This is a genomic window from Paraburkholderia aromaticivorans (assembly GCF_012689525.1).
Classification (GTDB): domain Bacteria; phylum Pseudomonadota; class Gammaproteobacteria; order Burkholderiales; family Burkholderiaceae; genus Paraburkholderia; species Paraburkholderia aromaticivorans_A.
The window spans coordinates 1,002,205-1,023,721 of sequence record NZ_CP051514.1 but is presented as its reverse complement, the minus strand read 5'-3'; the positions used below and the strand labels follow the sequence as shown (position 1 = coordinate 1,023,721).

16 protein-coding genes and 5 pseudogenes are annotated in these 21,517 nt (G+C 59.5%); 8 read left to right on the top strand and 13 right to left on the bottom strand.

What is annotated here, in order from left to right; genetic code table 11:
* Positions 1–111 precede the first annotated feature (111 nt).
* The 6 genes and pseudogenes from HF916_RS04750 to HF916_RS50390 form a co-directional block, all read left to right on the top strand.
* The gene (locus tag HF916_RS04750) at positions 112–990 is read left to right on the top strand and encodes a tyrosine-type recombinase/integrase (protein WP_168787613.1); all 879 of its coding nucleotides are present in this window, start codon (positions 112–114) and stop codon (positions 988–990) included.
* A gap of 8 nt (positions 991–998) precedes the next feature.
* Positions 999–2,204 carry an IS91 family transposase gene (locus HF916_RS04745; protein WP_168787612.1) on the top strand — a complete coding sequence of 402 codons (1,206 nt, stop codon included), beginning with the start codon at positions 999–1,001 and terminating at the stop codon, positions 2,202–2,204.
* 366 nt (positions 2,205–2,570) lie between these two features.
* Positions 2,571–3,359: pseudogene (locus HF916_RS04740) on the top strand (Mu transposase domain-containing protein); the annotation flags it as partial.
* Positions 3,356–4,174, top strand: a complete 819-nt coding sequence (gene istB, locus HF916_RS04735) for an IS21-like element helper ATPase IstB (protein WP_168787989.1) — start codon at positions 3,356–3,358, stop codon at positions 4,172–4,174. The pseudogene HF916_RS04740 and the gene istB, both read left to right, overlap by 4 nt.
* Before the next feature lie 240 nt (positions 4,175–4,414).
* Positions 4,415–4,615, top strand: a complete 201-nt coding sequence (locus tag HF916_RS04730) for an integrase (RefSeq protein ID WP_168787988.1) — start codon at positions 4,415–4,417, stop codon at positions 4,613–4,615.
* 113 nt (positions 4,616–4,728) lie between these two features.
* A pseudogene (locus HF916_RS50390) lies at positions 4,729–4,806 on the top strand (integrase); the annotation flags it as partial.
* 315 nt (positions 4,807–5,121) lie between these two features.
* Here the strand turns inward: HF916_RS50390 and HF916_RS04720 are convergent.
* The 5 genes and pseudogenes from HF916_RS04720 to HF916_RS49770 all read right to left on the bottom strand — a co-directional run.
* On the bottom strand, positions 5,122–6,207 hold the full coding sequence (locus HF916_RS04720) for an IS630 family transposase (protein ID WP_137957868.1): 1,086 nt from the start codon (positions 6,205–6,207) through the stop codon (positions 5,122–5,124).
* A 122-nt stretch (positions 6,208–6,329) separates the two neighbouring features.
* A complete protein-coding gene (locus HF916_RS04715) occupies positions 6,330–6,776 on the bottom strand; it encodes a VOC family protein (RefSeq protein ID WP_168787987.1) in 447 nt (148 codons plus the stop codon).
* A gap of 218 nt (positions 6,777–6,994) precedes the next feature.
* Entirely contained in the window at positions 6,995–7,861 is an 867-nt protein-coding gene (locus tag HF916_RS04710) for an ABC transporter substrate-binding protein (protein WP_168787986.1), read from the bottom strand.
* 87 nt (positions 7,862–7,948) lie between these two features.
* The gene (locus HF916_RS04705) at positions 7,949–8,689 is read right to left on the bottom strand and encodes an SDR family NAD(P)-dependent oxidoreductase (RefSeq protein ID WP_007588886.1); all 741 of its coding nucleotides are present in this window, start codon (positions 8,687–8,689) and stop codon (positions 7,949–7,951) included.
* A 661-nt stretch (positions 8,690–9,350) separates the two neighbouring features.
* Positions 9,351–9,434, bottom strand: a pseudogene (locus HF916_RS49770) (IS6 family transposase); the annotation flags it as partial.
* Between the two features lie 291 nt (positions 9,435–9,725).
* Between HF916_RS49770 and HF916_RS04700 the strand changes: the two are divergent.
* Positions 9,726–10,739 carry an IS110 family transposase gene (locus HF916_RS04700; protein WP_206001709.1) on the top strand — a complete coding sequence of 338 codons (1,014 nt, stop codon included), beginning with the start codon at positions 9,726–9,728 and terminating at the stop codon, positions 10,737–10,739.
* Between the two features lie 480 nt (positions 10,740–11,219).
* On the opposite strand, the gene HF916_RS04695 is transcribed toward HF916_RS04700, so the two are convergent.
* The 7 genes and pseudogenes from HF916_RS04695 to HF916_RS50385 all read right to left on the bottom strand — a co-directional run bounded on the left by HF916_RS04695 (position 11,220) and on the right by HF916_RS50385 (position 19,811).
* The gene (locus HF916_RS04695) at positions 11,220–12,239 is read right to left on the bottom strand and encodes an IS110 family transposase (RefSeq protein WP_168787984.1); all 1,020 of its coding nucleotides are present in this window, start codon (positions 12,237–12,239) and stop codon (positions 11,220–11,222) included.
* 122 nt (positions 12,240–12,361) lie between these two features.
* Positions 12,362–13,003: pseudogene (locus HF916_RS04690) on the bottom strand (IS6 family transposase); the annotation flags it as partial.
* 244 nt (positions 13,004–13,247) lie between these two features.
* Entirely contained in the window at positions 13,248–14,375 is a 1,128-nt protein-coding gene (locus HF916_RS04685) for a zinc-dependent alcohol dehydrogenase family protein (protein ID WP_168787982.1), read from the bottom strand.
* Positions 14,372–16,036, bottom strand: coding sequence for an acetolactate synthase large subunit (locus HF916_RS04680; RefSeq protein WP_168787981.1), 1,665 nt, complete (start codon positions 16,034–16,036; stop codon positions 14,372–14,374). Before HF916_RS04680 ends, HF916_RS04685 begins: the two co-directional genes overlap by 4 nt.
* Before the next feature lie 39 nt (positions 16,037–16,075).
* Entirely contained in the window at positions 16,076–18,061 is a 1,986-nt protein-coding gene (locus HF916_RS04675; protein ID WP_168787980.1) for an acyl CoA:acetate/3-ketoacid CoA transferase, read from the bottom strand.
* 104 nt (positions 18,062–18,165) lie between these two features.
* Positions 18,166–18,972, bottom strand: coding sequence for a class I SAM-dependent methyltransferase (locus tag HF916_RS04670; protein ID WP_240975361.1), 807 nt, complete (start codon positions 18,970–18,972; stop codon positions 18,166–18,168).
* An 83-nt stretch (positions 18,973–19,055) separates the two neighbouring features.
* Positions 19,056–19,811 (bottom strand): polyhydroxyalkanoate granule-associated phasin, encoded by a 756-nt coding sequence (locus tag HF916_RS50385; RefSeq protein ID WP_240975360.1) that lies wholly within the window; start codon positions 19,809–19,811, stop codon positions 19,056–19,058.
* Positions 19,812–20,269: 458 nt separating this feature from the next.
* On the opposite strand from HF916_RS50385, the pseudogene HF916_RS51925 reads away from it, so the two are divergent.
* Positions 20,270–20,387 (top strand): annotated as a pseudogene (locus HF916_RS51925) (IS6 family transposase); the annotation flags it as partial.
* A gap of 21 nt (positions 20,388–20,408) precedes the next feature.
* On the opposite strand, the gene HF916_RS04660 reads toward HF916_RS51925, so the two are convergent.
* Complete coding sequence (locus tag HF916_RS04660) at positions 20,409–20,909, bottom strand: phasin family protein (RefSeq protein WP_168787978.1); 501 nt, start codon at positions 20,907–20,909, stop codon at positions 20,409–20,411.
* Positions 20,910–21,517 lie beyond the last annotated feature (608 nt).

The following is a 21,517-nucleotide window of genomic DNA, read 5'->3' as shown; positions in this document are numbered from 1 at the left end:
TTCATTGTCGCGGTGAGCTGACGCAGGATCCCAACGAGGGGACGCAGATACCTCCAGGAGCAGTATGTGGATGCCCAACCGGGCTCCACCACTGCTTCCAGGAGGTTAGTCATGACGCCGCTGCGCCAACGCATGTTGCACGACATGGAGATCCGTAATCTCGCCGAGAACACACAGAAGTCCTATCTGATTCAGGTATCCAGTTACGCCCGTCACTTTCACCGTTCGCCCGAACTGCTGGGCCCCGACGAGATCCGGGCCTGGCTCATCTATCTCCGGGAAGAGCGCAAGCTGGCACCCGGCAGCCTCGGCCCAACGATCGGCGCACTCCGGTTTCTCTACCGTGTGACGCTTAAGCGCGACTGGAGCGACGAGGATTTTCCCTTGCCGAGGAAGCCGTTCCGACTGCCGGTCGTCCTCAGCCTGGAGGAGATCACCACCTTCTTCGAGTCGGTCGCCAGTCTCAAGCACCGCACCATCCTGATGACCGCGTACGCCGCCGGACTGCGGGTGTCGGAAGTCGTGCATCTGAAGGTCACCGATATCGACAGCAAGCGCATGGTTATCCGTGTGAACCAGGGGAAGAACCGTAAGGATCGCTATGTAATGCTCTCCCCGAGGCTACTCGACATCCTGAGGCTGTACTGGCAGGACGCCCATCCGAAGGAATGGCTCTTTCCAGGCAGCATTCCGGGGCGGCCCATCACCCGCCATGCCGTGGGCGACGCATGCGAGCTTGCGCGCAAGCGCAGCGGCATCGCCAAACCCGTGACACCCCATTCTTTGCGGCACGCGTTCGCCACGCATCTGCTGGAAGCCGGTACTGACGTGCGCCGGATCCAGCTGCTGATGGGCCATAGGTCCCTATCGACAACGTGCCGTTACCTGAAGGTGGCCACCAGCACCGTGTGCGCCACCACCAGTCCCTTCGATCTGCTACCGCACCCTGCACCCATTCCATCCCCGCCACCTGCGCCCGAGTACTTCTGAGCGCAGTCATGCGGCCGGCGCTCGAAGTGGCGGACATTTTCCGCCAGTGTGGGCCCAGTTTCCGGCTATCCCATGCCGAGGGGCTCAGTCGTGTGCAGCGACGCGTGATGAGTGCCATCGAGCTGTGTCGTACCGCAGCGCTTGGTGCCCATCTCGAGCAGTGCGATGCATGCGGCCATCAGCGCATCAGTTACGACTCGTGTCGTAACCGGCACTGTCCGAAATGCCAGTCACTCGCCCGCGCGCAATGGCTCGAACGCCGGCATGCGGAACTCCTCCCCTCGACCGAGTATTTCCATGTCGTCTTCACGCTTCCCGAAACCATCGCCGCTCTCGCGTTCCAGAACAGGAGGACGCTCTACGATCTGCTGTTCCGCGCCAGCGCCGAAACGTTGCGCACGATCGCCGCCGATCCGAAGCACCTGGGCGCCGAGATCGGCTTCCTCACGATCCTGCATACGTGGGGACAGAATCTGCAGCATCACCCTCATGTGCATTGCGTTGTGCCGGGCGGCGGCATCTCCCCGGACGGCGAGCGCTGGATCGCCTGCCGTCCCGGCTTCTTCCTTTCCGTGCGGGTCCTGTCACGGCTCTTTCGCCGCCTGTTTCTCCAACAGCTGCGCCGCGCTTACGACGCCGGCGGGCTGCGCCTGCACGGTCAGTTCGAATCCCTGAGCGATCCCGTCGAATTCGCAGCCTGGCTTGCACCCGCGGCACGGGCGGAGTGGGTGGTCTACGCCAAACCACCCTTTGGCGGTGCCGAACACGTGCTCGATTACCTGGGCCGCTACACCCACCGCGTCGCCATCTCCAACAACCGGCTGCTCGCCTTCGACGGGCACACCGTGCAGTTCTGCTGGAAGGACTACCGGCACGAGTCCAGACAAAGGACCATGACGCTCACGGCCGACGAGTTCATCCGTCGCTTCCTGCTGCATGTGCTGCCTGACGGCTTCAAGCGCATTCGCAGCTACGGGTGGCTCGCCAACTGCCACCGTGCCGACAAGCTCGCCACCTGCAGGCAGCTGCTCGGTGTCGAGGCTCCCGCTGCTGCCGCAGCCGAGCCCGGGGAAGACTACCGTGACCGCTACCAGCGACTCACCGGCAAGTCACTGCGCGACTGCCCCGTATGTGGCAAGGGACACATGCTCCGCATCGAAGACATGCCCGGCAGCCTTCCACGAGCCCCGCCAGGTCCCACCCATGCGCGCTAGTTGCCACCGCACCTGTTTCCGTACACGTTCGCCTTTCCTGACGAGGCCAACGCGGCTGCACTCGTGCCTTCGATCTGCTGGCGCACCAGCGTACTCCAGAATGGCGGGTGATTTGCCGCTTCACGCGCACATTCCCGCTTCCTTTACACGTGATGCTTCCCACTCTCGCCGGAAGTCCGTGTCTGATCACCCCTGCAAGACATCACAAATTACCGCGGCGGTCATTCAATGCCCATAGCGGCCACCGCCTGCGGAGCGGTTTAGCACAAACGTTTTTTTGATTACCGGTCGCGGATCAGGTCCGACGACATGGCGATGCGCTGGTTGCCGCGACCGCCAACCAAAAAAACCTCTGCCTTATGGGCTCGAGCCCATAATCATGAGAACGGCAGTGTCGAATCCTCACATCGCTACCTGAAGGATCAGGTCGATCAGGCCATGGAACTGCGCGGTCATCGCGACTTCGCCGATCGGGCGGCCTACGATGAGTTCGTGCGCGGCGTCGTGATGCGGCGGAACCGGCGCAATGCTGCGGCGTTCCAGGTCGAACGCGAATACCTGCTGGATCTGCCTGAGCACCGGACCACTGACTTCGATGAGGAAGAGGCGCGCGTGACCCGCTGCGGCACGTTCAGCGTGCGCTGCGTCCTCTACAGCGCGCCGTCACGGTTGATCGGCCATCGACTGAAGGTACGCGTGTATAGCGACCGGCTCGATTGCTATCTATCCGGCGCGCTCGTGCATAGCACGACGAGAGCCACGCACACGAGCAAGCGGCGCGGCCGCGGCATCGACTACCGGCACTTCATCGACGCGCTCAAGCGTAAGCCGCAGGCGTTCAGGGGTCTCGCGTTTCGTGACGATCTGTTTCCACGCGAAGCCTACCGCCGGACCTGGGAGCGACTGGATCAGGCACTGACTCCGCGCAGCGCCTGCAAAACCATGGTGGGGCTGCTTGAGTTGGCCGGGAACCACGGGGTCGAGGCGCAACTGGCCGAGCGGCTCGATGCATTGCTTGATCTCGGTGAACTGCCTGATCTGAAGGCGCTGTTCGATGAGTTCGCACCGCGCCAGGCCGAGTGTCCTGTGGTGGTGGTCGAGATGCCGTCCGCTGCGCTTTATGACACGTTGCTCGATGAGGAGGTGCTCGTATGAATGCCTCCGCTTACGATGCTGGCCGTATGGCACTGATGCTCAATGAGTTGCGTCTGCCAACGATCGGCCGCTTGTGGTCCGACTTCGCTGAACGCTCGGACAAGGAAGGCTGGCAGGCGTCCCGCTTGCTTGGTGCGCTGCTCGAACATGAGCTTGCCGGGCGGGCCAATCGAAGAATCGAACGCCATCGTACCGAGTCACATCTGGATCCGACCAAGACGCTCGCCACCTTCGACTTCGGCGTTGTCCCCATGGTATCGAAGGCGCATGTGATGGCGCTGGCCACCGGTGATTCGTGGCTCGAGAAAGGTGCCACGATTCTGCTGTTCGGGCCGCCTGGCGGGGGCAAAAGTCACCTTGGAAGCGCCATCGGACACGCGCTAATCGATGCCGGATATCGGGTGCTGTTCACGCGTACCGGTGAAATCGTGCAGAAACTCCAGGTCGCACGCCAAAGTCTGCAATTGCCTTCGGCGCTCGCCAAACTCGACCGGTTCGACCTGATCATCCTGGACGATCTGTCGTATGTGAGGAAGGACCAGGCCGAAACCAGCGTGCTGTTCGAGCTGATCGCTGAGAGGTATGAGCGGAAGAGTCTTCTGATAACGGCCAATCAACCGTTCTCGGGGTGGAATGACGTCTTCCCCGACCCCGGCATGACGGTGGCCGCCATTGATCGGCTCGTCCATCACTCGACGATCTTCGAGTTGAATGTTGAAAGCTATCGGCGCCGCACCGCTAGCAACAACCAGAAAGAGCGTCGCCGTCAATTACCCACGGACAATCCGAGCGGAGCGACAACCATGATCACCTGACGCAGCGACAATCATCCCGACCGACCGGCCAAGATGATTGTCGGTAAACCGGACATGCTGCTTGACGGTATCCAGACTCCTTCCCGGACGTCGGGACTGATGGAAGGAATCAAGACTATCTCTATCTCACAACACGGGTTCACGCACGAAATACGGGTTATTGTTCATTTACAAGACATAGTCAGGAAGGGCACATAGTGTCGACAATGTCGTTGGAGACATTGAAGGCACACGACAGCGATGGATCTGCTGCAAGAAGGCGTCGACCCCTCGGTAATCGCACTGTGGCTCGGTCACGAATCGGTGGAAACCACACAGGTCTACCTGGACGCCAACCTGACGTTGAAGCAGGAGGTTCTGGATAGAACCACGCCCCCAACAGGTACGCCGGGAAGATATCGACCAGATGACCGATTGCTGGCGTTCTTGAAGGGCCTGTAGGTCACGCTATGTCCCGCACCGCGCACGGCGGGCTGATGTCGTCCCGTTAGTCTCGTGCGCCACGGGACATAGTTCCGCGCGGGAGATAGTCGAGCCTATTGACTGCAGTCAATAGGCTCGAAAGTACAGTGCGATACCTCGGCATCGAGGTAGATGATGCGCTCGAAATCGCCGAGCAGACGGAGGTATAGGTTGTCAGGCCGGTCAGCGAGCGGTCGCTGACCGGCCAAGAACGGATGCTCCCCGGTTGGCAGTGACGGACCGCTTCTGCCCGACGGCGATCGGCCCCACGCGACCCTCAGGCGACATTCGATCTGTCCGCTTTCCGGCATGCCGGCTGCGTGAGGCGTATTCAGGCTCGTCAGCTTAGCTACAATCGGAGAGCGCAAGGCGCCGCCTCTGCTTCGGACGGTGCAACAGTCAGTGCGCCGCGGTCGGACCGCTCAGGCTCGCGATTCGGCAGTTGAGGGCCGGAGCGCTTCGCGCCAATCAGCTAGTGGTCTGCGTCAAACGGATTGCATCTTATTCAGCTTGGACCTGGCACGCGTGACTTTGGCCAGGATGTCGGAAGCCTTTGCCGTCCAGATGAACGGTTTCGGATGATGATTGTGCTTCTCCACGTACTGTTCGATGGTGGAGATCAATTCAGGTACCGAGCGGAAGACCGCACGTCGCAACTGGTTCTCTGACAAGTCACGAAAGAAGCGCTCGACCATGTTGAGCCAGGAGGCACTGGTGGGCGTGAAATGCATGTGGAATCGCGGATGCTTGGCAAGCCACGCCTTTACCTCGGGATGCTTATGAGTTGCATAGTTGTCAGCGATCAAATGCAGTTCCTTGCCCTTGGGCGTGTTGCGATCGATCTTGCGCAAGAAGCTCAGCCACTCCTGGTGACGATGTTTTGTCTGGCACTGGCCAATGACACTCCCGTCGAGCGTGTTCATCGCGGCAAACAGCGTCGTCACACCATGGCGCTTGTAATCGTGTGTCATCGTTTGACAGCGACCACGCTTGAGCGGCAATCCCGGCTGGGTCCGGTCAAGCGCCTGGATCTGGCTCTTCTCATCGCAGCACAAGACCAATGCGTGCTCCGGGGGATCGAGATACAGCCCAACGATGTCCTCGAGTTTCTCGACGAAGTGCTTGTCGTTCGATACCTTGAAGCTCTCTACCCGATGCGGCTTGAGGCCGTGCGCTTGCCAGATGCGCCGCACGCTCGCGGCACTGACGCCGGCCACCGCCGCCATGCTGCGCGTACTCCAATGCGTCGCGTTATCCGGACGCTGCTGCGTCGTCAGCGTCACGATGCTCTTGACCTTGCGGGCGGAGATCTTCGGCTTGCGCCCGGGTCGCGTCTCATCCCCCTCGATTCCGGTCACACCGTCAGCTATAAAGCGAGCGCGCCAGCGTGCCACCGTGCCTCGCCAGATAGCAAGGTCCGCACCGATCTCTTTGTCCGTCTTGCCCTGCGCCGCGAGCAAAATCATCTTGGCACGCTCGGCCAGTCGAACCGGGACCCTCCGACCTTTAGCCCATGTCTCTAACTGTTCGCGCTGTGCTTCACTCAGCTCAACTTTCGCCGCGATTCTCATGAGTTCTCCCTCCAAGTAAAGGAGACTCGCAAATCGCAATTAAGTTGCATTATTTATGACGCACAACACTAGCACTAACCGGGCATCCGTAAACGTTTAAGGCATCCAATCCGGGCCGAGCGTCAACCGTAGACCAGGTCGGTGCTCTGTCCGACCTCGATAATATATCCATCAGGATCGCGGATGTAGCAGCGCGTCTCGCCGTACTTGGGGATCGGCTCCGTGATGAACTCCGCTCCTCGACTTTTCCATAATTCATAGCACGCTTGAATATCTGCAACGCGGAAATTCAAAAAGTTGTTGATGTGATTCGGGTCGGGGACGCTGAGCGTTACCGTCGGCTTATCCGGGGTCGGCCCGCCTCCAACGTTCAGAATCATCCAGATATTCGCAAGCTGAAGGTACCCCGGCGCGTTGCCGTCACCGAGGCTCAGAATACGAGCGCCGAAGACCTTTTCGTAGTATCGGGCCGATCGCTCGATGTCGGCGACGGTGAGAAAATGCGCGATGCTGATCCCCTCTCGCGGGGGCATCTCATAATTCTTCTGCTCGATTTGTACGCTGTTCATTGAGGACTCCGATTCCGATACAGTGTTTTCTAGTGTGCGCCTCAAGCCTCCCGCCTATGAAATTGAACGGGAATACCGGCATTTCTAGCTCACCAGGTGATGCAAGTGCCTTCGGCCACAAACCGCCGTTCATGTGCGTCGTCAGTCGGACGTTCACGGGTCGGCTTCACCCTGTAAACGGCCATGCAGAAGAGATATGACGCCACACCGCGGCCCGCTTACAAGGCCGGGAGATACATCTGGTCAGCGGTTCCCACTGGGATGCCAAGTTCGGTGGCGACCGCGGCGACCCCCTGCTGGGCGACTTTGAGGTCCACCCGACCGTCGGAATTGAAATACGGGCGGACGTACCGCTCGTAGTGTTGCTCCGCTTCCTCGCTGGTCAGTCGGCCCAACATCGAAGTGATGTATTTGACCGCGAGACTGGGTTGTTCGGCGATCGTCTTGAGCGCCCGCTTGTTGGCCCGCACCAGCGCCTGCAGGGCCGGATCGTCGAGTGAGATGCGCGCAGGGTCCACGACGAGTCCCACGGTGGGGATCTGAAAGTGGTCACCCACCCAGCACAACACCGAAAAACCCTCCTCGTTGGCGACCTGTTCGGGCGCTAACGTGCTGCCCACGTAGGCCGCGTCAATCGAGCCGTCGCGAAGACGTCGCAGGTCCATCTGGTAGTCACCCGGGATTCGTTCCACGCATTCCAGGTCGCGATCGGGGTCCAACCCGTGCTTGCGCAGCACGATCCGCCCGAAAACCCCGGGGGCGGTGCGAGCCCCGTGGATCGCCAGTCGGCGCCCTCGAAGATCGTCCATGGATTGCACCCCGTTAGCGCCAAGGAACCAAAAGAGCGGACGATGGGTGTTGACCGCGAGGGCCGTCCATTGGATGCCGTCGGTCAGCCGCGACAATAGAGTCCGGCCCAGACCGATGGTTACGCCGGCGCGCACGCGTTCAATCTTCCACGCGGCTCCGTCGCGGAGGGCGACGTGGACACCTTCGTCTTCGAAATATCCCTCTTGATCGGCCACATGCGCGATCAGCTCTTCGTGAGTACCACTCCCCATATAAGTCAGGTCAATCGAGTGCATTGGCAATTAACACCTCTGTCAGGTCAATCAATCGCATTGGCAAAATACTGCTCTCCGAATCTCGGACGATTCGCGTGCTCGTTGTGTTCACTCCATTCCAAAGCCCCCACTCACCGGAATGTAGTGGCCGGTGGTGAAACCCGAAGCGTCACTTGCCAGGAACGCCACCGTGTTGGCCACCTCGTCGGGACGGGCGAGCCGTCGCATCGGTATCGACGCCGCGAGCGCCTCCAGCCGTTCGGGCGAGACTAGCCCCGTCGAAGTAGCGCCTTCCACGGTGGTCGGTGCGACGAGGTTGGCGGTGATGCCGTGCGGTGCCAGTTCCAAAGCGACGTACCGCACGAACTGGTCCAGGGCGGCCTTAGCGGTGCCCAGCGCAATCATTCCATCACGCGGATGACGCGACAGCAGGGTACTCATATAGATCAGCCGCCCATGGCCACGAGAAATCATTCCTGGCACAACAGCCTTCGTTGTCAGGAAGGCGGCCCGCAGCTCAGTATTCAGCTTGCCGCCGAGTTGCTCCCAGTTCAGGTTGGCGAACGAGGTAACGTCATACGGCGTCAACGCGTTGTGCACGAGAACGTCGACTTCACCCCACCGCTGCTTGATTTCATCGACCATGGTCGCGACATCGTTAGGTTCGGTGACGTCGGCTTTAATCGCCACGGCTTCTCCACCGGCTGCGACGATAGTCGCGACCACGTCCTCGGCCTGGGATGCGCTGGCGCGATGGTTGACGACCACCTTGTATCCGCGTTCGGCCAGAACCGCCGCAATAGCCGCACCAATGCCCCGGCTGGCTCCAGTGATTAGCGCGATTGCCATGAGGTCACCTCCACCTAAACGCTAGCCTGGTACTCTTTCCCGGAGCGTATATGCCGCCCCGCATCGGGTAAGTCAATTCTAGGATATTCCAAAAGTGGAGCGGGCAAAGATTTGCACATTTTTTGAGCATGCAAGCGTTCTTGGGTGACGATGCCCCACCCCTAACCCGCCCTAAGCTGGGGAAGTCCTCGCCGCCGGACGGGGCGGAGTCGGACGTCAGCGCATCAGTGGTCTTGCTCCGGGAAGCGCTCGCCTTGCTGACCGCCTGCCGCCCTTCGTAGCTGGGCCGACCACGGTTGAACAAGCCTCGGCTGTATGGCGGTTAGCAGATCAAAACTGCCGTTCGCACGACATGGCGTCGAAAGACTGCTCCGGGTGTGCGCCGTGAAAAGGTGGCGCTTTCCAGTGGGTGCAAGTCCCACCCGGCAACCGCTCCAGCCGGAAGCAACCGGAGCAGCTATGGAGGTAACGAAGTGGCTGAAGCCTTCGGTTATGCGTGTCACGAATTGGTGACAGCGCGAGTGTGCAGGCCGTAACGCGAGTGAACGCCGAGCAAGCCAAGAAAATGTCGATGCGCAGGCCGATCCGACGACCCTATCGGGGAAGGTTGTGTCGCGATAAGTTCAGCGAGGCGAGAAAATTCCGCGACGGCAAGGAATCCTTATGCTACCAACGAATAGAACTGGGCAGCAGCGGTTCGGGTAACGCCGTTGTCCTTCATCTGGCCTTTCCTGATCATATGCATCTATATGAACGCGTCCCGTTTGCGCGAGTTTTCGTGTGTTCTGACAGACAGGATGGGCTGCAAATCTATATTCGGCCTTGTTACAGCGGATACGACCGCTGCGGGCCACTATGAAATCCGCTGACTCGCACCTCATTCGTCTCACGAGCTCAAAGCTCCTATGCATATTCAGGTTTAACGAGTCCCGGTCCTACCTGGCTTGAAAATCATCTAGCGGGCCTCCCACCGTCGTCATGGAGGCGGCGGGGTTAAAGTGAGTTTGCCAACTGCTTTAACCGAAGGGAGGCTGTGATGAAATATAGCGGAATTGACCTGCATTCGAATAACAGCGTCGTGACTGTGACCGATGAGGCGGACCGGGTGGTCGCGGAAAAGCGCATGCCTAACGACTTGCCAAAAATCCTTGCGTTTCTTTCACCATGGCGAGCGGAGCTGGCCGGCGTCGTGGTCGAATCCACCTTCAACTGGTACTGGCTTGTCGACGGGTTGCAGGAAGCGGGCTTCAAAGTGCATCTCGCCAATACGACGGCTATCAAGAAATACGATGGACTCAAACACAGCGGCGATGAGACCGATGCGCGTTACCTGGCTCACCTGCTGCGGCTGGGGATACTTCCGACAGGGACCATCCTGCCGCCACAACAGCGTGCCGTTCGTGATCTTGCAAGGAAACGGATGCAACTCGTACGAAGTCGCACCAGCCACATCCTCGCGGTCGAGAACATTACGGCACGCCAGTTCGGCAAGCGAATCACGAGCAACCAGGTCAAGCGACTGGACGGAGAAACCATCAAACAAATGCACCTGCCAGACGACATCGCACTCGCGGTTCAGGCCAACGTCGCGGTCATAACAACGCTTTGCACGCAGATCGACCTCCTGGAAAAACGTCTTCACGAAAAAGTCGCACCGAACCCTGACTACACGTTGCTGACGACGGTGCCGGGCATAGGTCAGACTCTTGCAACCGTCATTCTGCTGGAGGTGGGCACTATTGAGCGGTTCGCCAGCGCCGGCACCTTTGCTTCCTATGCGCGCTGCGTCGACAGCCAGCACATGAGCAACGGCAAGAAGAAAGGCGAAGGCAATACAAAGAATGGCAACCCGTATCTGTCCTGGGCGTTCATCGAAGCGGCCAACTTCGCGCTGCGCTATTGCGCTGAGGCCAAACGATTCTACGAGCGAAAGAAGGTCAAGACCAATACCATCCTGGCGCGCAAAGCTTTGGCGCACAAGCTCGCCCGCGCATGCTTCCACATGCTGAAGGAGCACAAGCCATTCGATATAACGCGCTGCTTTACGTAGAGCTAACGACGGCGGCCGCAAGCCTCATGTGATGACTGGTATTCAACCACTTTGGTTTGAATAGGATGCTGTGCCGCCGTCCCCGATATGCAGTAAAAGCGGATCGCCCGCAATGCGAGCCAGCTGTGGATTGGCGCCGACAACCCGGCAGCCCTTGCACTTGTGCGAACCCCATGGACGCATTGCGGTACCAAAGTTCTTCTGGGGTGGCGCAGCCACCAGGGCGACAGGCAACCGCAGTACGCCGATCGCTTGATCCTGATGGGTGTCTGGCGCGATCCGTCGCAAGCCAGGAATTGAAGAAACGGGCGCGCTCAGCTACTGCAATCAGGCATCGAACCCGGCTGCTGACAGCCGTGGGTTTTGCTTGCTCGCTTGACACGAACCCGCTAATGGGTGTCATCGCATACGATTTCCTACGCAACCTTTCGACTATCACCCTGTGTAAAGGTTAATCTCCTTCGTAGCGCTAAGCGCTGGTTATGCTGGCTTCGCGCTGACGTATCCTTTCTGGTACTGCCGCTCATGCGCCAGGATCGCCCAGATCATTCTCGCCATCTTGTTGGCGAGCGCCACGATCACCACATTCACTGGCCGTCGTTTGCTGATCTGCTCGACCCATGGACCCGGTTCCTTCGCGTGATGCAGCACGCTGCGCGCGCCGTGAATCAGCAGCGTGCGGAGATACGTATCTCCGCGTTTGCTGATACCCAGCAGGCTTACCTTGCCACCCGAGCCCGTCTGCTTCGGCACAAGTCCAATCCAGGCGGCAAACTCCCGTCCGGATCTGAAGGCTTTCGCATCGCCCATCGTCGCAACCGCCGCTGTCGCCGTCAGTACGCCGACACCCGGAATCGCGATAATCGCTTTAACCGCTTGGTCTTCCTTCATCCACTGACGTAACCGCCGCTCGATTTCAGCAATCTGCTCATCCAGCTTAGTCAAGCCGTTCCACTGTTCGCGCAGCGTATCTATCAGGACCGCCGGCAGACGCTCTGCGACCCTTGCCAGCACGACTGGTATTGCTTTGTCCAATGCCGAGCGGTTCTTGCCCATCACTTCGCCGTATTCGGTCAGCAAGCCACGCAGACTGTTGATCTGCATCGTCCGGAACTTAACCAACTGCTGCCGCATCCGGTGCAGCGCCAGCACCGCCTGCTGTGCTTCTGTCTTGACCGCGACCGGCCTGCCAGGTTGCTGCACGGCCAGCCAGATCGCCCGTGCGTCCGCCGCATCGTTCTTGTTTCGGATGTTGAACGCCTTGGCAAACTCCGCAGGGATTAGTCTTACCTGGTGTCCCATCCTCGTCAGCGCTCGTGCCCAGTGCTGCGCACCACCACACGCTTCCATACCGATCAGGCAGGGTGCACGGTTCGCAAAATACTCAAGGAACTTTGCCCGTTTGATCGGCTTGTTCACAATCTCGCCGGTTTCTCCATCCACGTAGTGGACCTGAAAGACGGCCTTTGCAATGTCAATTCCAACTGGCGTAAGCTTCATTTCGGACTCTCCGGTTGCCTGTGAAGATCTTCATGATCGTCCATTCTGAGCACGCTGATGCCGTCGGCCCGTGAGAGTCCACTTCTCCCTATTTTTTCCACCACTCACGAGTGGGACGCGTTCATTTCATTCGTCTCAATGCCTGACAGGATGATGCGAGCACATCGGAAATCCTTGAAGCCCATTATTGGCCTGATTCGGCGTTTGATGGCCCGATGATCCTGTTCGACGATGTTGTTCGAATACTTGACCTGCCGGACCTTGATGGGCGTTTCCCGGTCAGCGTTGATGGCCTGGAGGGCGGCCAGATTGGCCCCGCTTATGTCCATGGTCACGGTCTGAGGCGCACCGTTCTGATCGATGGCTTTCTCGAAATAGCGGCGCGCGGCAGCCCTGTCGCGATGCGCCCGCAACAGGAAGTCCACCGTGTTGCCGGCCTTGTCCACTGCGCGATACAAGTACTTCCACTGGTCACGCACCTTGACGTAGGTTTCAGCCATTCTCCAGCTCTTGCCGAGTGGGCGTTTTTGTCTGCGAAAGGCCTTCTCGAACAACGGCACAAGTTTGATCACCCAGCGATGCATGCTCGAATGATCAACCTCGAAACCCCGTTCGGCCATCATCTCCTCCAGGTGGCGTAGGCTCAGCGGGTAGGCCACATACCACCGCACACACAGCAGGATTACGTCCAGCGGATAGTGCAGGCGCTTCCGTACCTTCGATACGCCGGCAGGCAGGGCTTTTCTCGCAGTCGCCTTCTTCATATCTCGCTTCACTTCAGGGAAATTTCCGCCTGGATTTTACTCCTGCACCCTTAGCGCGACACGACCCACTCGGCTCCCCTTGGGAGCCTCCCCAACTTTTGCATGCTCTCGTCCACGTCTGTACGCCGACCATCGCACGATGTCGCCGTTGGTTGATTAATGGACGCTAAATGCAAGTGCGGGGAAGGTCAGTATGGTCGTGTACCCGGAAGGAAAACTATAATGCGAGAGCTCGATTCAGGAACTATTCAAACACTACGACCTGTCGAACCGCTTTTCCTTCGTGGAGCAGATCGAAGCCGTGATTGATCTCGTCTAGCGCCAGACGGCCGGTAAGTAGCTTGTTGACCGGCAGCCTGCCCTGCATGTAAAGATCGATGTAATGGGGAATGTCGCGAGCCGGCACGCACGTGCCAATATAGCTGCCTTTCAGTGTGCGCTCTTCAGCGACCAGACTCACTGCCGGCAGTGGCCATAGCGCAGTAGACGGCGGCAGACCCGCGGTGACGGTCATCCCACCGCGACGGGTGATGCGATAGGCGAGGTCCAGCGCGCGAATGGCGCCTGCGAATTCGAAGGCAAACTCGACCCCACCTGAGCTCAATGCGCGGATCTGCTCGACGGCGTCATCGCGACCCGCGTTGACCGTGTGAGTGGCGCCCAAGGCGCGCGCCTGCTCCAGTTTCGCATCGGACAGGTCGACCGCGATGATCTGGCGAGCGCCAGCCGCTTGCGCGCCAATAAGGGCTGCCAGCCCCACTCCCCCCAGGCCAACCACGGCAACAGAAGAGCCAACTCGGACTTGCGCCGTATTCACCACCGCGCCGACGCCTGTGAGCACGGCACATCCGAATAGCGCGGCTTCGTCGAGCGGCACACTGGCATCGATCCTGACGACCGAGCGCCGCGATACGGTCGCGTATTCGGCAAACACCGAACATCCAAGGTGGTGGTTCAATGTCTCGCCATCACGCGTAAGTCGACGCCCGCCGGAGAGCAGGGTGCCGGCCCCGTTCGCCGCCGCGCCCGGCTCGCACAAGGCAGGCCGGCCTTCGGCGCATGGCGCGCAATGGCCGCAACTCGGCACGAACACCACCACCACATGATCGCCAATCCGTAGATCGGTAACGCCTGTCCCTAGCTCCGCCACGACGCCAGCGGCCTCGTGTCCGAGCGCCATCGGCATGGGGCGCGGCCGATCGCCGTTGATCACGGACAGGTCGGAGTGACACAACCCCGCAGCGGCGATTTTGATAAGCACTTCATCAGGCCCTGGCGGCGCAAGGTTAACCTCGTCGATACGTAACGGACGGGAAACGGCATACGGATACGCTGCGCCCATTGCTTCCAGAACTGCTGCCTTGATCTTCATTGCCCGACCTCCATGACCCGATTGCCCAGTTCCTCGACAAAAACGCGGACGTTTTCCGAGTAGTCAACCGGGACGATGACCAGTTGTACCCCGCCTTCGCCGAATGCGCTCTCCAATGCCGGAGCCAAAGCCTCCGCCGTCTCAATGCGCCTGCCCTTTGCGCCGTACGCATCCGCATATTTGACGAAATCAGGGTTACCGAACGTCAGTCCCCAGTCAGCGAAGTTATCGACGGCCTGCTTCCAGCGAATCATTCCGTAGGCATCGTCCTGAATGATCAGCACGACGAGATTGAGCTTCAGTCTCACCGCCGTCTCGAGTTCCTGCGAGTTCATCATGAAGCCGCCGTCGCCGCAAACGGCCATGACACGACGGTCCGGATAAAGAATCGCGGCCATCATCGCCGATGGCAAGCCCGCTCCCATGGTTGCCAGCGCATTGTCGAGCAAGAGCGTATTCGCGCTACGGGTTCTGTAGCATCGCGCGAACCAGAGCTTGTACATGCCATTGTCGAGCGCAACGATGCCGTCGGCTGGCATGATCTTCCTCACGTCGTGGACGATGCGTTGCGGAGTCAATGGAAAGCGCGATTCCTCCGCCCGTCCCAGCGTGCGTCTCAGGATATCTTCGCGCAGCGGCGCCAACGCCGCCGCGTGCGGCAGTTTTCCCTCCAGCAGATCAGCCAGACGGCCAAGACTCAAACCGAGGTCTCCGACCACCTCCGCGTGCGGGAAGAACACCTGTTCGACATTGGCCGGCGTATATCCGACGTGAATAACCATCGGGCCACCGGGGCCCATGATGAACGGCGGCTTCTCTACCGTGTCGTGGCCGATGGCGAGGATCAGATCGGCGCGATCGATCGCCTCGTGCAGGTAATCGCGTTCGCTCAGCGCCGCCGTTCCCATCCAGAGTTCAGCCGCTTCTTCGCGACCGATTGCGGACACGGTCCCCTTACCCATTTGCGTGTTGAAGTACGGCATGCCCGTGCGCCGGATGAAGTCGGTCAACTGCCCGGCAAGACGGGGCCGGTTGCTGGCCGCGCCGAACATGACCAGCGGACGCCTGGCGCACTTCAGCAAGGCCGCAGCCTGCTCGATTGCTGCCTGCCCGGCGACGGGCTGGTCGACCGCATGCAATGGAATCAACGGGATGTCGCCACCTACCTCCGAGCCGGCCACGTCTTCCGGCAACTCGAGATGCACCGGACCAGGCCGCTCTTCCGCAGCCACCCGGAATGCCTCGCGCACCATGGTCGGAATGCTGGCGCCATTGACAATCTGCCGGGACGCCTTGGTGAGCGGTTTCATCGTCGCCACGATGTCGACAATCTGAAAGCGAGCCTGACGCGCTGTCATGATGGCCTTCTGACCGGTGATCAGTATCACCGGCATCGCACCCAGATGAGCGTAAGCCGCGCCTGTCACGAGATTCAACGCGCCAGGGCCGAGCGTCGCCATACAAACGCCAGGCTTTCCGGTCAGGCGCCCATGAGTGGCCGCCATGAACGCCGCCGATTGTTCATGGCGAGTCACGATGAGTTCGATACCCGAGCGCCGCAACGAATCCAGGACATCGAGGTTTTCCTCGCCCGGCACGGCGAAGATGCGTTCGACACCTTCATTCTCCAGGGCCTTGACGAACAGGTCGGATGCTTTCACAAATAGACTCCTTGTTTCTTCAATATGCGGCCAGGCGCTTCAGAACGGCTGGTGGCGACGGCGTGGGAACTGGAGCACGCCGTCGCCACCAGCTTCGTGTTGCTCCGTCGCAAACGCCATGGCGTCGGCATGCGTTTCACAGACATGGGATGCAGAATTCGCGTCGCAGAAAGCCGCGCGCAGCTTTGCGCGCATGAACGCGCAGCTAGTGAAGCGGCTCACCGACTGGTAGTACTGCGATTGCAGCCGCGCTGCCATTTCAAAGTACTGATCGGCTACTGCGTGGTCCAGTCTGAATCCGTCATAGTTGACGATTAGCGCGACTTTCTGCCCGATGGGTTTGCAGAATGCCTCGAACACGCGGCGCACGCTTTCAATGTCGCTACCGGAGCGAACCGCCATCCCTTCGAAATTTGCAAACAGGGTGTTTTGCTCTGCTTCGTAGCTGAGTCTCTGAGCGAATTGCGAATCAAGCAACACGGTTGCCAGATTCATCAGTTGCGGCAGGAAGATTCGTGAATTCATGGGTCGTGGACTTAGCACAATCGGGGCGAAGTCCATGTGCGGAAGAATGTCCCGATCAACGTCCATACCCGGTGCGACTTCCGTCAACTCGAGCCCTTCTGACGTTAGCCGGAACACACAACGTTCCGTCACATAGAGCACTGGCTGGCCGCGTTCGGCAGCGAGCTGTCCGTTGAATGTGATCTGCTCGACTGACTCGACAAGTTTCCTTTGTGAGCCTTCCGTGACGATACGAAGGCGCCCCGCCTCCACCACAACTTCAAGGCCACCCGCCGTGAAAGTTCCAGCAAATACCACCCGCGAAGCATTCTGACTGATATTGATGAAGCCGCCGGCACCAGCTAGTCGCGGACCAAAACGGCTTACGTTGACGTTTCCACTTCGGTCGATCTGCGCCATACCGAGGCACGCGAGGTCGAGGCCGCCGCCATCGTAGAAATCGAACTGCTGGTTCTGGTGAAGCAGCGCATCCATGTTCACGGCTGCGCCAAAGTCCAGGCCGCCCTGCGGCACGCCGCCGATGATCCCAGGCTCGGCTGTCAAGGTCAGATGGCTCAGCAGACGCTCCTCCGCGGCGACCGCGCCAACGACCTCAGGAACGCCGATACCCAGGTTGATCACGCCATCAAGCGGAAGTTCGAACGCGCAACGACGCGCCATTATTTTCCGCTCGTCGAGTAGTGGGCATTCGTTTGCTCCGGTCGGAATCCTGATCTCGCTGGAAAACGCCGGGTTGTAGGCCGTCCCGTAAGTCTGCGGCTGCGCATCGGGCGTTGCGACTACAACACGGTCGACGAAGATGCCCGGAACCACGACGGCGCGCGGGTCGAGTGTTCCGCTCGCCACTATCCTCTCGACCTGCGCGATCACAAAACCGTTTGAATTGTGAACTGCCATCGCTACCGCCTGCGCGTCGAGTACCAGCGCCTCACGTTCCATCGTGATATTGCCTTCCGGATCGGCCGTTGTGCCACGAATCAACGCGACGTTGAGCGGGAAAACCTTGTATAAAAGCCAGGTCTTGCCGTCGAGATCGATAGTGCTAACCAGATCCTCGGTTGTCCTCGCGTTAATCTTCCCGCCCGCCTGACGCGGATCGACGAAGGTGCCCAATCCCACTTGAGTAAGCGTGCCTGCCCTGTGGGCCGCAATGTCACGATACAGATGCGACATCGTTCCAAGCGGCAGGTTGTAGGCTTCGATCAGATTGTCGGTCGCCATTCGAGCGAGTTTTGGCACTAACGACCAATGCCCGCCAATGGCGCGTTTGACCAACCCATGTAGCGCGACGCGATTGAGTCCGCGGTCCTTGCCATCGCCCGGCGCGGCTGCGAACACCAGCGTCAGATCGCGTGGGAAGCCGGATGCCGTGAACCGTCGGGCCAAAGCCGTGATTAACTCGTCCGGCGTACCAATGCCGACAAAACCCGAACAGCAGACCGCGTCGCCATCGCGGATCAATCCGATGGCGTCGTCAGCGGTGACAATCTTGTCTTGCATATTGCTCGCCTGAAAGATGTGAGTTCGCGGCGCGCGTCGCCCTGGCCTCACTAAGGAAACGGACGCACAGTCCGTTCCTGCGACGCTTGCGACATCGATGCCCATCATCCTGCGCGTCCGGATAGTCGACGGTCCTTCAACTCCACATGCACCAGGAACGGCAAATGACTCTTCGCGAGCGGATGAAAGCGGCAAAGGTCTGCCGCCAGCCTTGGCCAGCCACGTGGCGCGCAATACTCGAACGTGCGCAGCGCTGCGATATCCGACGACCAGCCATGCATAAGCGTCTCTATCTCATCGCCGTTGATGCCCCATGGCATCGGCGGCAAACGGTAACGCGGCGTTGTCATGACACCCCAGTGGGTGAGCCCGGAAAACCAGCGCGGAATCGCGTCAAATGCAATCTCGGCGCCCGGAAAGCGCTCGGCGATCCGGATAAACAGGCGTCTCACCGCATCTGGCTGGAGATACATGAACAGCCCCTGCGCAACGACAAAAACATCAGCGCTGGCTTTGATCCCATTTGCCCAGTCTGGCTCGAAAACACTCGAAGCGATGCAGCGAAAGCGCCTCGAAGATGGCAGGAATCGCTCGCGTAATTCAATCGCCGGCGGCAAGTCGACCGTGAGCCAGGTCATGTGGCCGTTGTCTACACGATGAGCCTGTGTTTCGAGCCCTTCACCGAGCGATATGACCAGTCCTTTCGGATGCCGGTCGAGCCAGTCTTTCAGGATCCGATCGATTTCCGCGGCCCGAGCGGAGAAGGAGCCAACGGGATGGCCGAAGTGGCCCGCGAAATCGTAGTCAATCGCGTCGCAGATGCGCACGCTGTCCGGATCGACAAGAATGGCGTCGGCGCGACGCGATTCGCAGGCCCGGTCGTAGAGCGTCCACAGCATCGTTTCCGACACACCCTCCAGTCGGGCTATTTCTCGACTGCTTCGTTTGCGCGACGCAGGGCGAGCTCGCGCGCGCGGCCGCTCTATGGCGGCGGTCATCCCGCGCCCAGGCGTCTTGCATTCGCGGTGGCACGACCATGAATCGGTGCGAGGATTTCCCGGACCAGAGAGGTCATTGAACTTGCCAGGTACAAGGGGTTCGAGGGAGACTGAATGACGGCCGTCAAAAAGCCTGGCTGATGTTCACGCCCTTGCGTGACGGGGCGTCCTGAAGCGAATCCGGTAGGCGCCGTTGACATGGCACAGATCAGATTGCAGGTATCGCTAGTGAACTCGACGGCTAGCTTGATCACCCCGGAGTTCATCGCCTCTATCGATTCCGATGCGGCCTCACATTTCTCGGTACCCATGATGCTGAACTCAGCCCGGTCACGCGGACTGGGCACTGGACCCGCCAATGCCATGCGCACAGTGCGCAGGCGCACCACTTGCGTCGTTGCATTGAGCAGTTCACAAACCTCGGCAAAGAGGCGGAACCAGTTGCAGGAGACGTCGAAGACGGGTCCATGGCGTGACGAAATAGATGTTATGTTTTCCATATGAAGATTCATTTGATATGGATGCCTAAAAATATTGAATTTTGCATGGGCGAGAAAATTGCCAGCACGGCGTTTGATGTTTATTAAAAGGGGCAAAAGTCCACGCGACCGTCCCGGTCTCGAGGCCCACAGTTCCAGCGCGGCAATGTCGGAGATATGAAGGGACTCAACGCTCAAGAGCACGCCGACGAAGGGTTCGCGTTGCTCCAGAAGTCCAACGATGACCCCAGCATAAGCGGATAAATGGTGCACTGCAACACTTCTTTCAGCACCGGCTAGTAAGCAGCTTTGTGTGACGGATCAGGTATAGGTGTTGCTCCGACCTCGGGCCAGTGCCCCATCATCGGTAATTGCGTCCGAACTCATCGAATTGAGCCTGGCTTTGTCGATTGAACCGGACGTCAAAACCAGGTTTCTGAGGACATAGCCCTGTGTGGAAAAAAGTAATTCCCTCGCGACGGTCTCAACCTCAATCTGATCTACTCATTTATCCCCGGCGATGCGACGTCCGCACCTCATTGGGACCGCTACTGCTAATCTGCGGCGCCGACCTCGACACAACTGAAGAAAACGAAACTCAATCCTCGCCTCCGGCATTCGGAAATTGGCAGTCCGACAGCGCTGCTGGGTGCCGAGCCTTTGCAGGGCGTTGTCACGTTGATTAGAGGGTCAAGTAAGAGCGCGTGTTGAAGAATGCAAAATCGCTTTACCGCGCTAAGGCAGCAGCCAAGCGGTTTTTAAAGCGCATGCATGCCTTTTGCGCTCGATCGAGCACCGCGCAAGATCGTGACCGACCAGCTGCGCGGCTATCCAGCGGCGAAAGCCGAGACTCAACGTGACAGCTCCCTCTCAATGCATGCGCCCGCGTGGCACTCGCTCAGCGAAAAATGCTGTTGATTCGGGTGCGGTCACAATTTCCCTGCGGGCAGCATACGTGGGCAGACTTGGCCTAACCGGCTCTGACGTGGCACGCTCCTTTTCCGCTGGCTGAGCGCCAATCAACGCTCTCATTGTCGTCACGAAACTCTGAACATTCACCAGCATCACAGTAGCGAAGAAATCGCCACTTTCTGCAGCGATCTCTTCGATGTGCCGGCAATAAGTGAATGTTTTTATCAGCGTGGCGTGCAGCTGGTTCGACTGGAGGGCAATCGCTTCACGAACGGACTGCGCATAAAGCGACGCCTCAGCAGAAAATCTTTGTTCGTGCGGCGAGGTCCTAACGGTAAGTGAATTCAAACTTGCCACTTTCTCAAGCTCAGCAGCGGCACCGAGCATCCAGTCGTAGACTTTCAGCGTTCCGGCGCTGCCGGGGCGGAGCGGACGATATTTCAGAGTAGTTGCATTCATGGAACGCTCCTGGAAGGAGAAAGCAGACGCCCGCCCGCGTGAAGATACCATCGGCCCGCCGCTGGCTGGAAGTAGAACAAATCGGAGCGCGCGGCTTATCGCGTGAAGTCGCCTTGCCGGCGCTCTCCAAAGCAGTTGACGCAACGGGCGTTCCCGATGCGCCATCGATATCGCGTGAATGCAAATGCCGACCATCGGAAAGGCATCGGCCATCGCGTTTCGTGCCAATCGGGGCTCTGTGAGGCGCTTCTCACGCTGGTCCGAATGGGCGGGTGAGAGGCGGCAAAAGCCGGCTATTGTTCGGCTCAGTCGTCCTGACAGCGTGGAGTGACCGCTCCGAAAGGTAATCGACGCACGCGCACCTAGGGCCACGATCCGCGTTGGGTCGGCGAAAAGCGTTCGTCCTATTGAAGGCCATATCTGCGTCTCCTGTCGCAGCGTGGCAAACGCGCCCAAAGGCCGCGCCTGTTCAGCGGTTTCAGTAATCGCGAGCACACGTCGAGCGGGGTTTTTTACGGCCCAGCCGGAAACGCGTGAGTCGCGGCCTTCTCGTGTTAAAGAACCAAACCCGGCGGCGGGAGCGCTGAAAGGCGCAGGCGAAAACCGCA

Coding starts and splice junctions, on each gene's coding strand:
- HF916_RS04750 (WP_168787613.1), top strand. CDS start 112: ATGACGCCGCTGCGCCAACGCATGTTGCACGACATGGAGATCCGTAAT.
- HF916_RS04745 (WP_168787612.1), top strand. CDS start 999: ATGCGGCCGGCGCTCGAAGTGGCGGACATTTTCCGCCAGTGTGGGCCC.
- istB (WP_168787989.1), top strand. CDS start 3,356: ATGAATGCCTCCGCTTACGATGCTGGCCGTATGGCACTGATGCTCAAT.
- HF916_RS04730 (WP_168787988.1), top strand. CDS start 4,415: ATGGATCTGCTGCAAGAAGGCGTCGACCCCTCGGTAATCGCACTGTGG.
- HF916_RS04720 (WP_137957868.1), bottom strand. CDS start 6,207: ATGAGAATCGCGGCGAAAGTTGAGCTGAGTGAAGCACAGCGCGAACAG.
- HF916_RS04715 (WP_168787987.1), bottom strand. CDS start 6,776: ATGAACAGCGTACAAATCGAGCAGAAGAATTATGAGATGCCCCCGCGA.
- HF916_RS04710 (WP_168787986.1), bottom strand. CDS start 7,861: ATGCACTCGATTGACCTGACTTATATGGGGAGTGGTACTCACGAAGAG.
- HF916_RS04705 (WP_007588886.1), bottom strand. CDS start 8,689: ATGGCAATCGCGCTAATCACTGGAGCCAGCCGGGGCATTGGTGCGGCT.
- HF916_RS04700 (WP_206001709.1), top strand. CDS start 9,726: ATGAAATATAGCGGAATTGACCTGCATTCGAATAACAGCGTCGTGACT.
- HF916_RS04695 (WP_168787984.1), bottom strand. CDS start 12,239: ATGAAGCTTACGCCAGTTGGAATTGACATTGCAAAGGCCGTCTTTCAG.
- HF916_RS04685 (WP_168787982.1), bottom strand. CDS start 14,375: ATGAAGATCAAGGCAGCAGTTCTGGAAGCAATGGGCGCAGCGTATCCG.
- HF916_RS04675 (WP_168787980.1), bottom strand. CDS start 18,061: ATGCAAGACAAGATTGTCACCGCTGACGACGCCATCGGATTGATCCGC.
- HF916_RS04660 (WP_168787978.1), bottom strand. CDS start 20,909: ATGAATGCAACTACTCTGAAATATCGTCCGCTCCGCCCCGGCAGCGCC.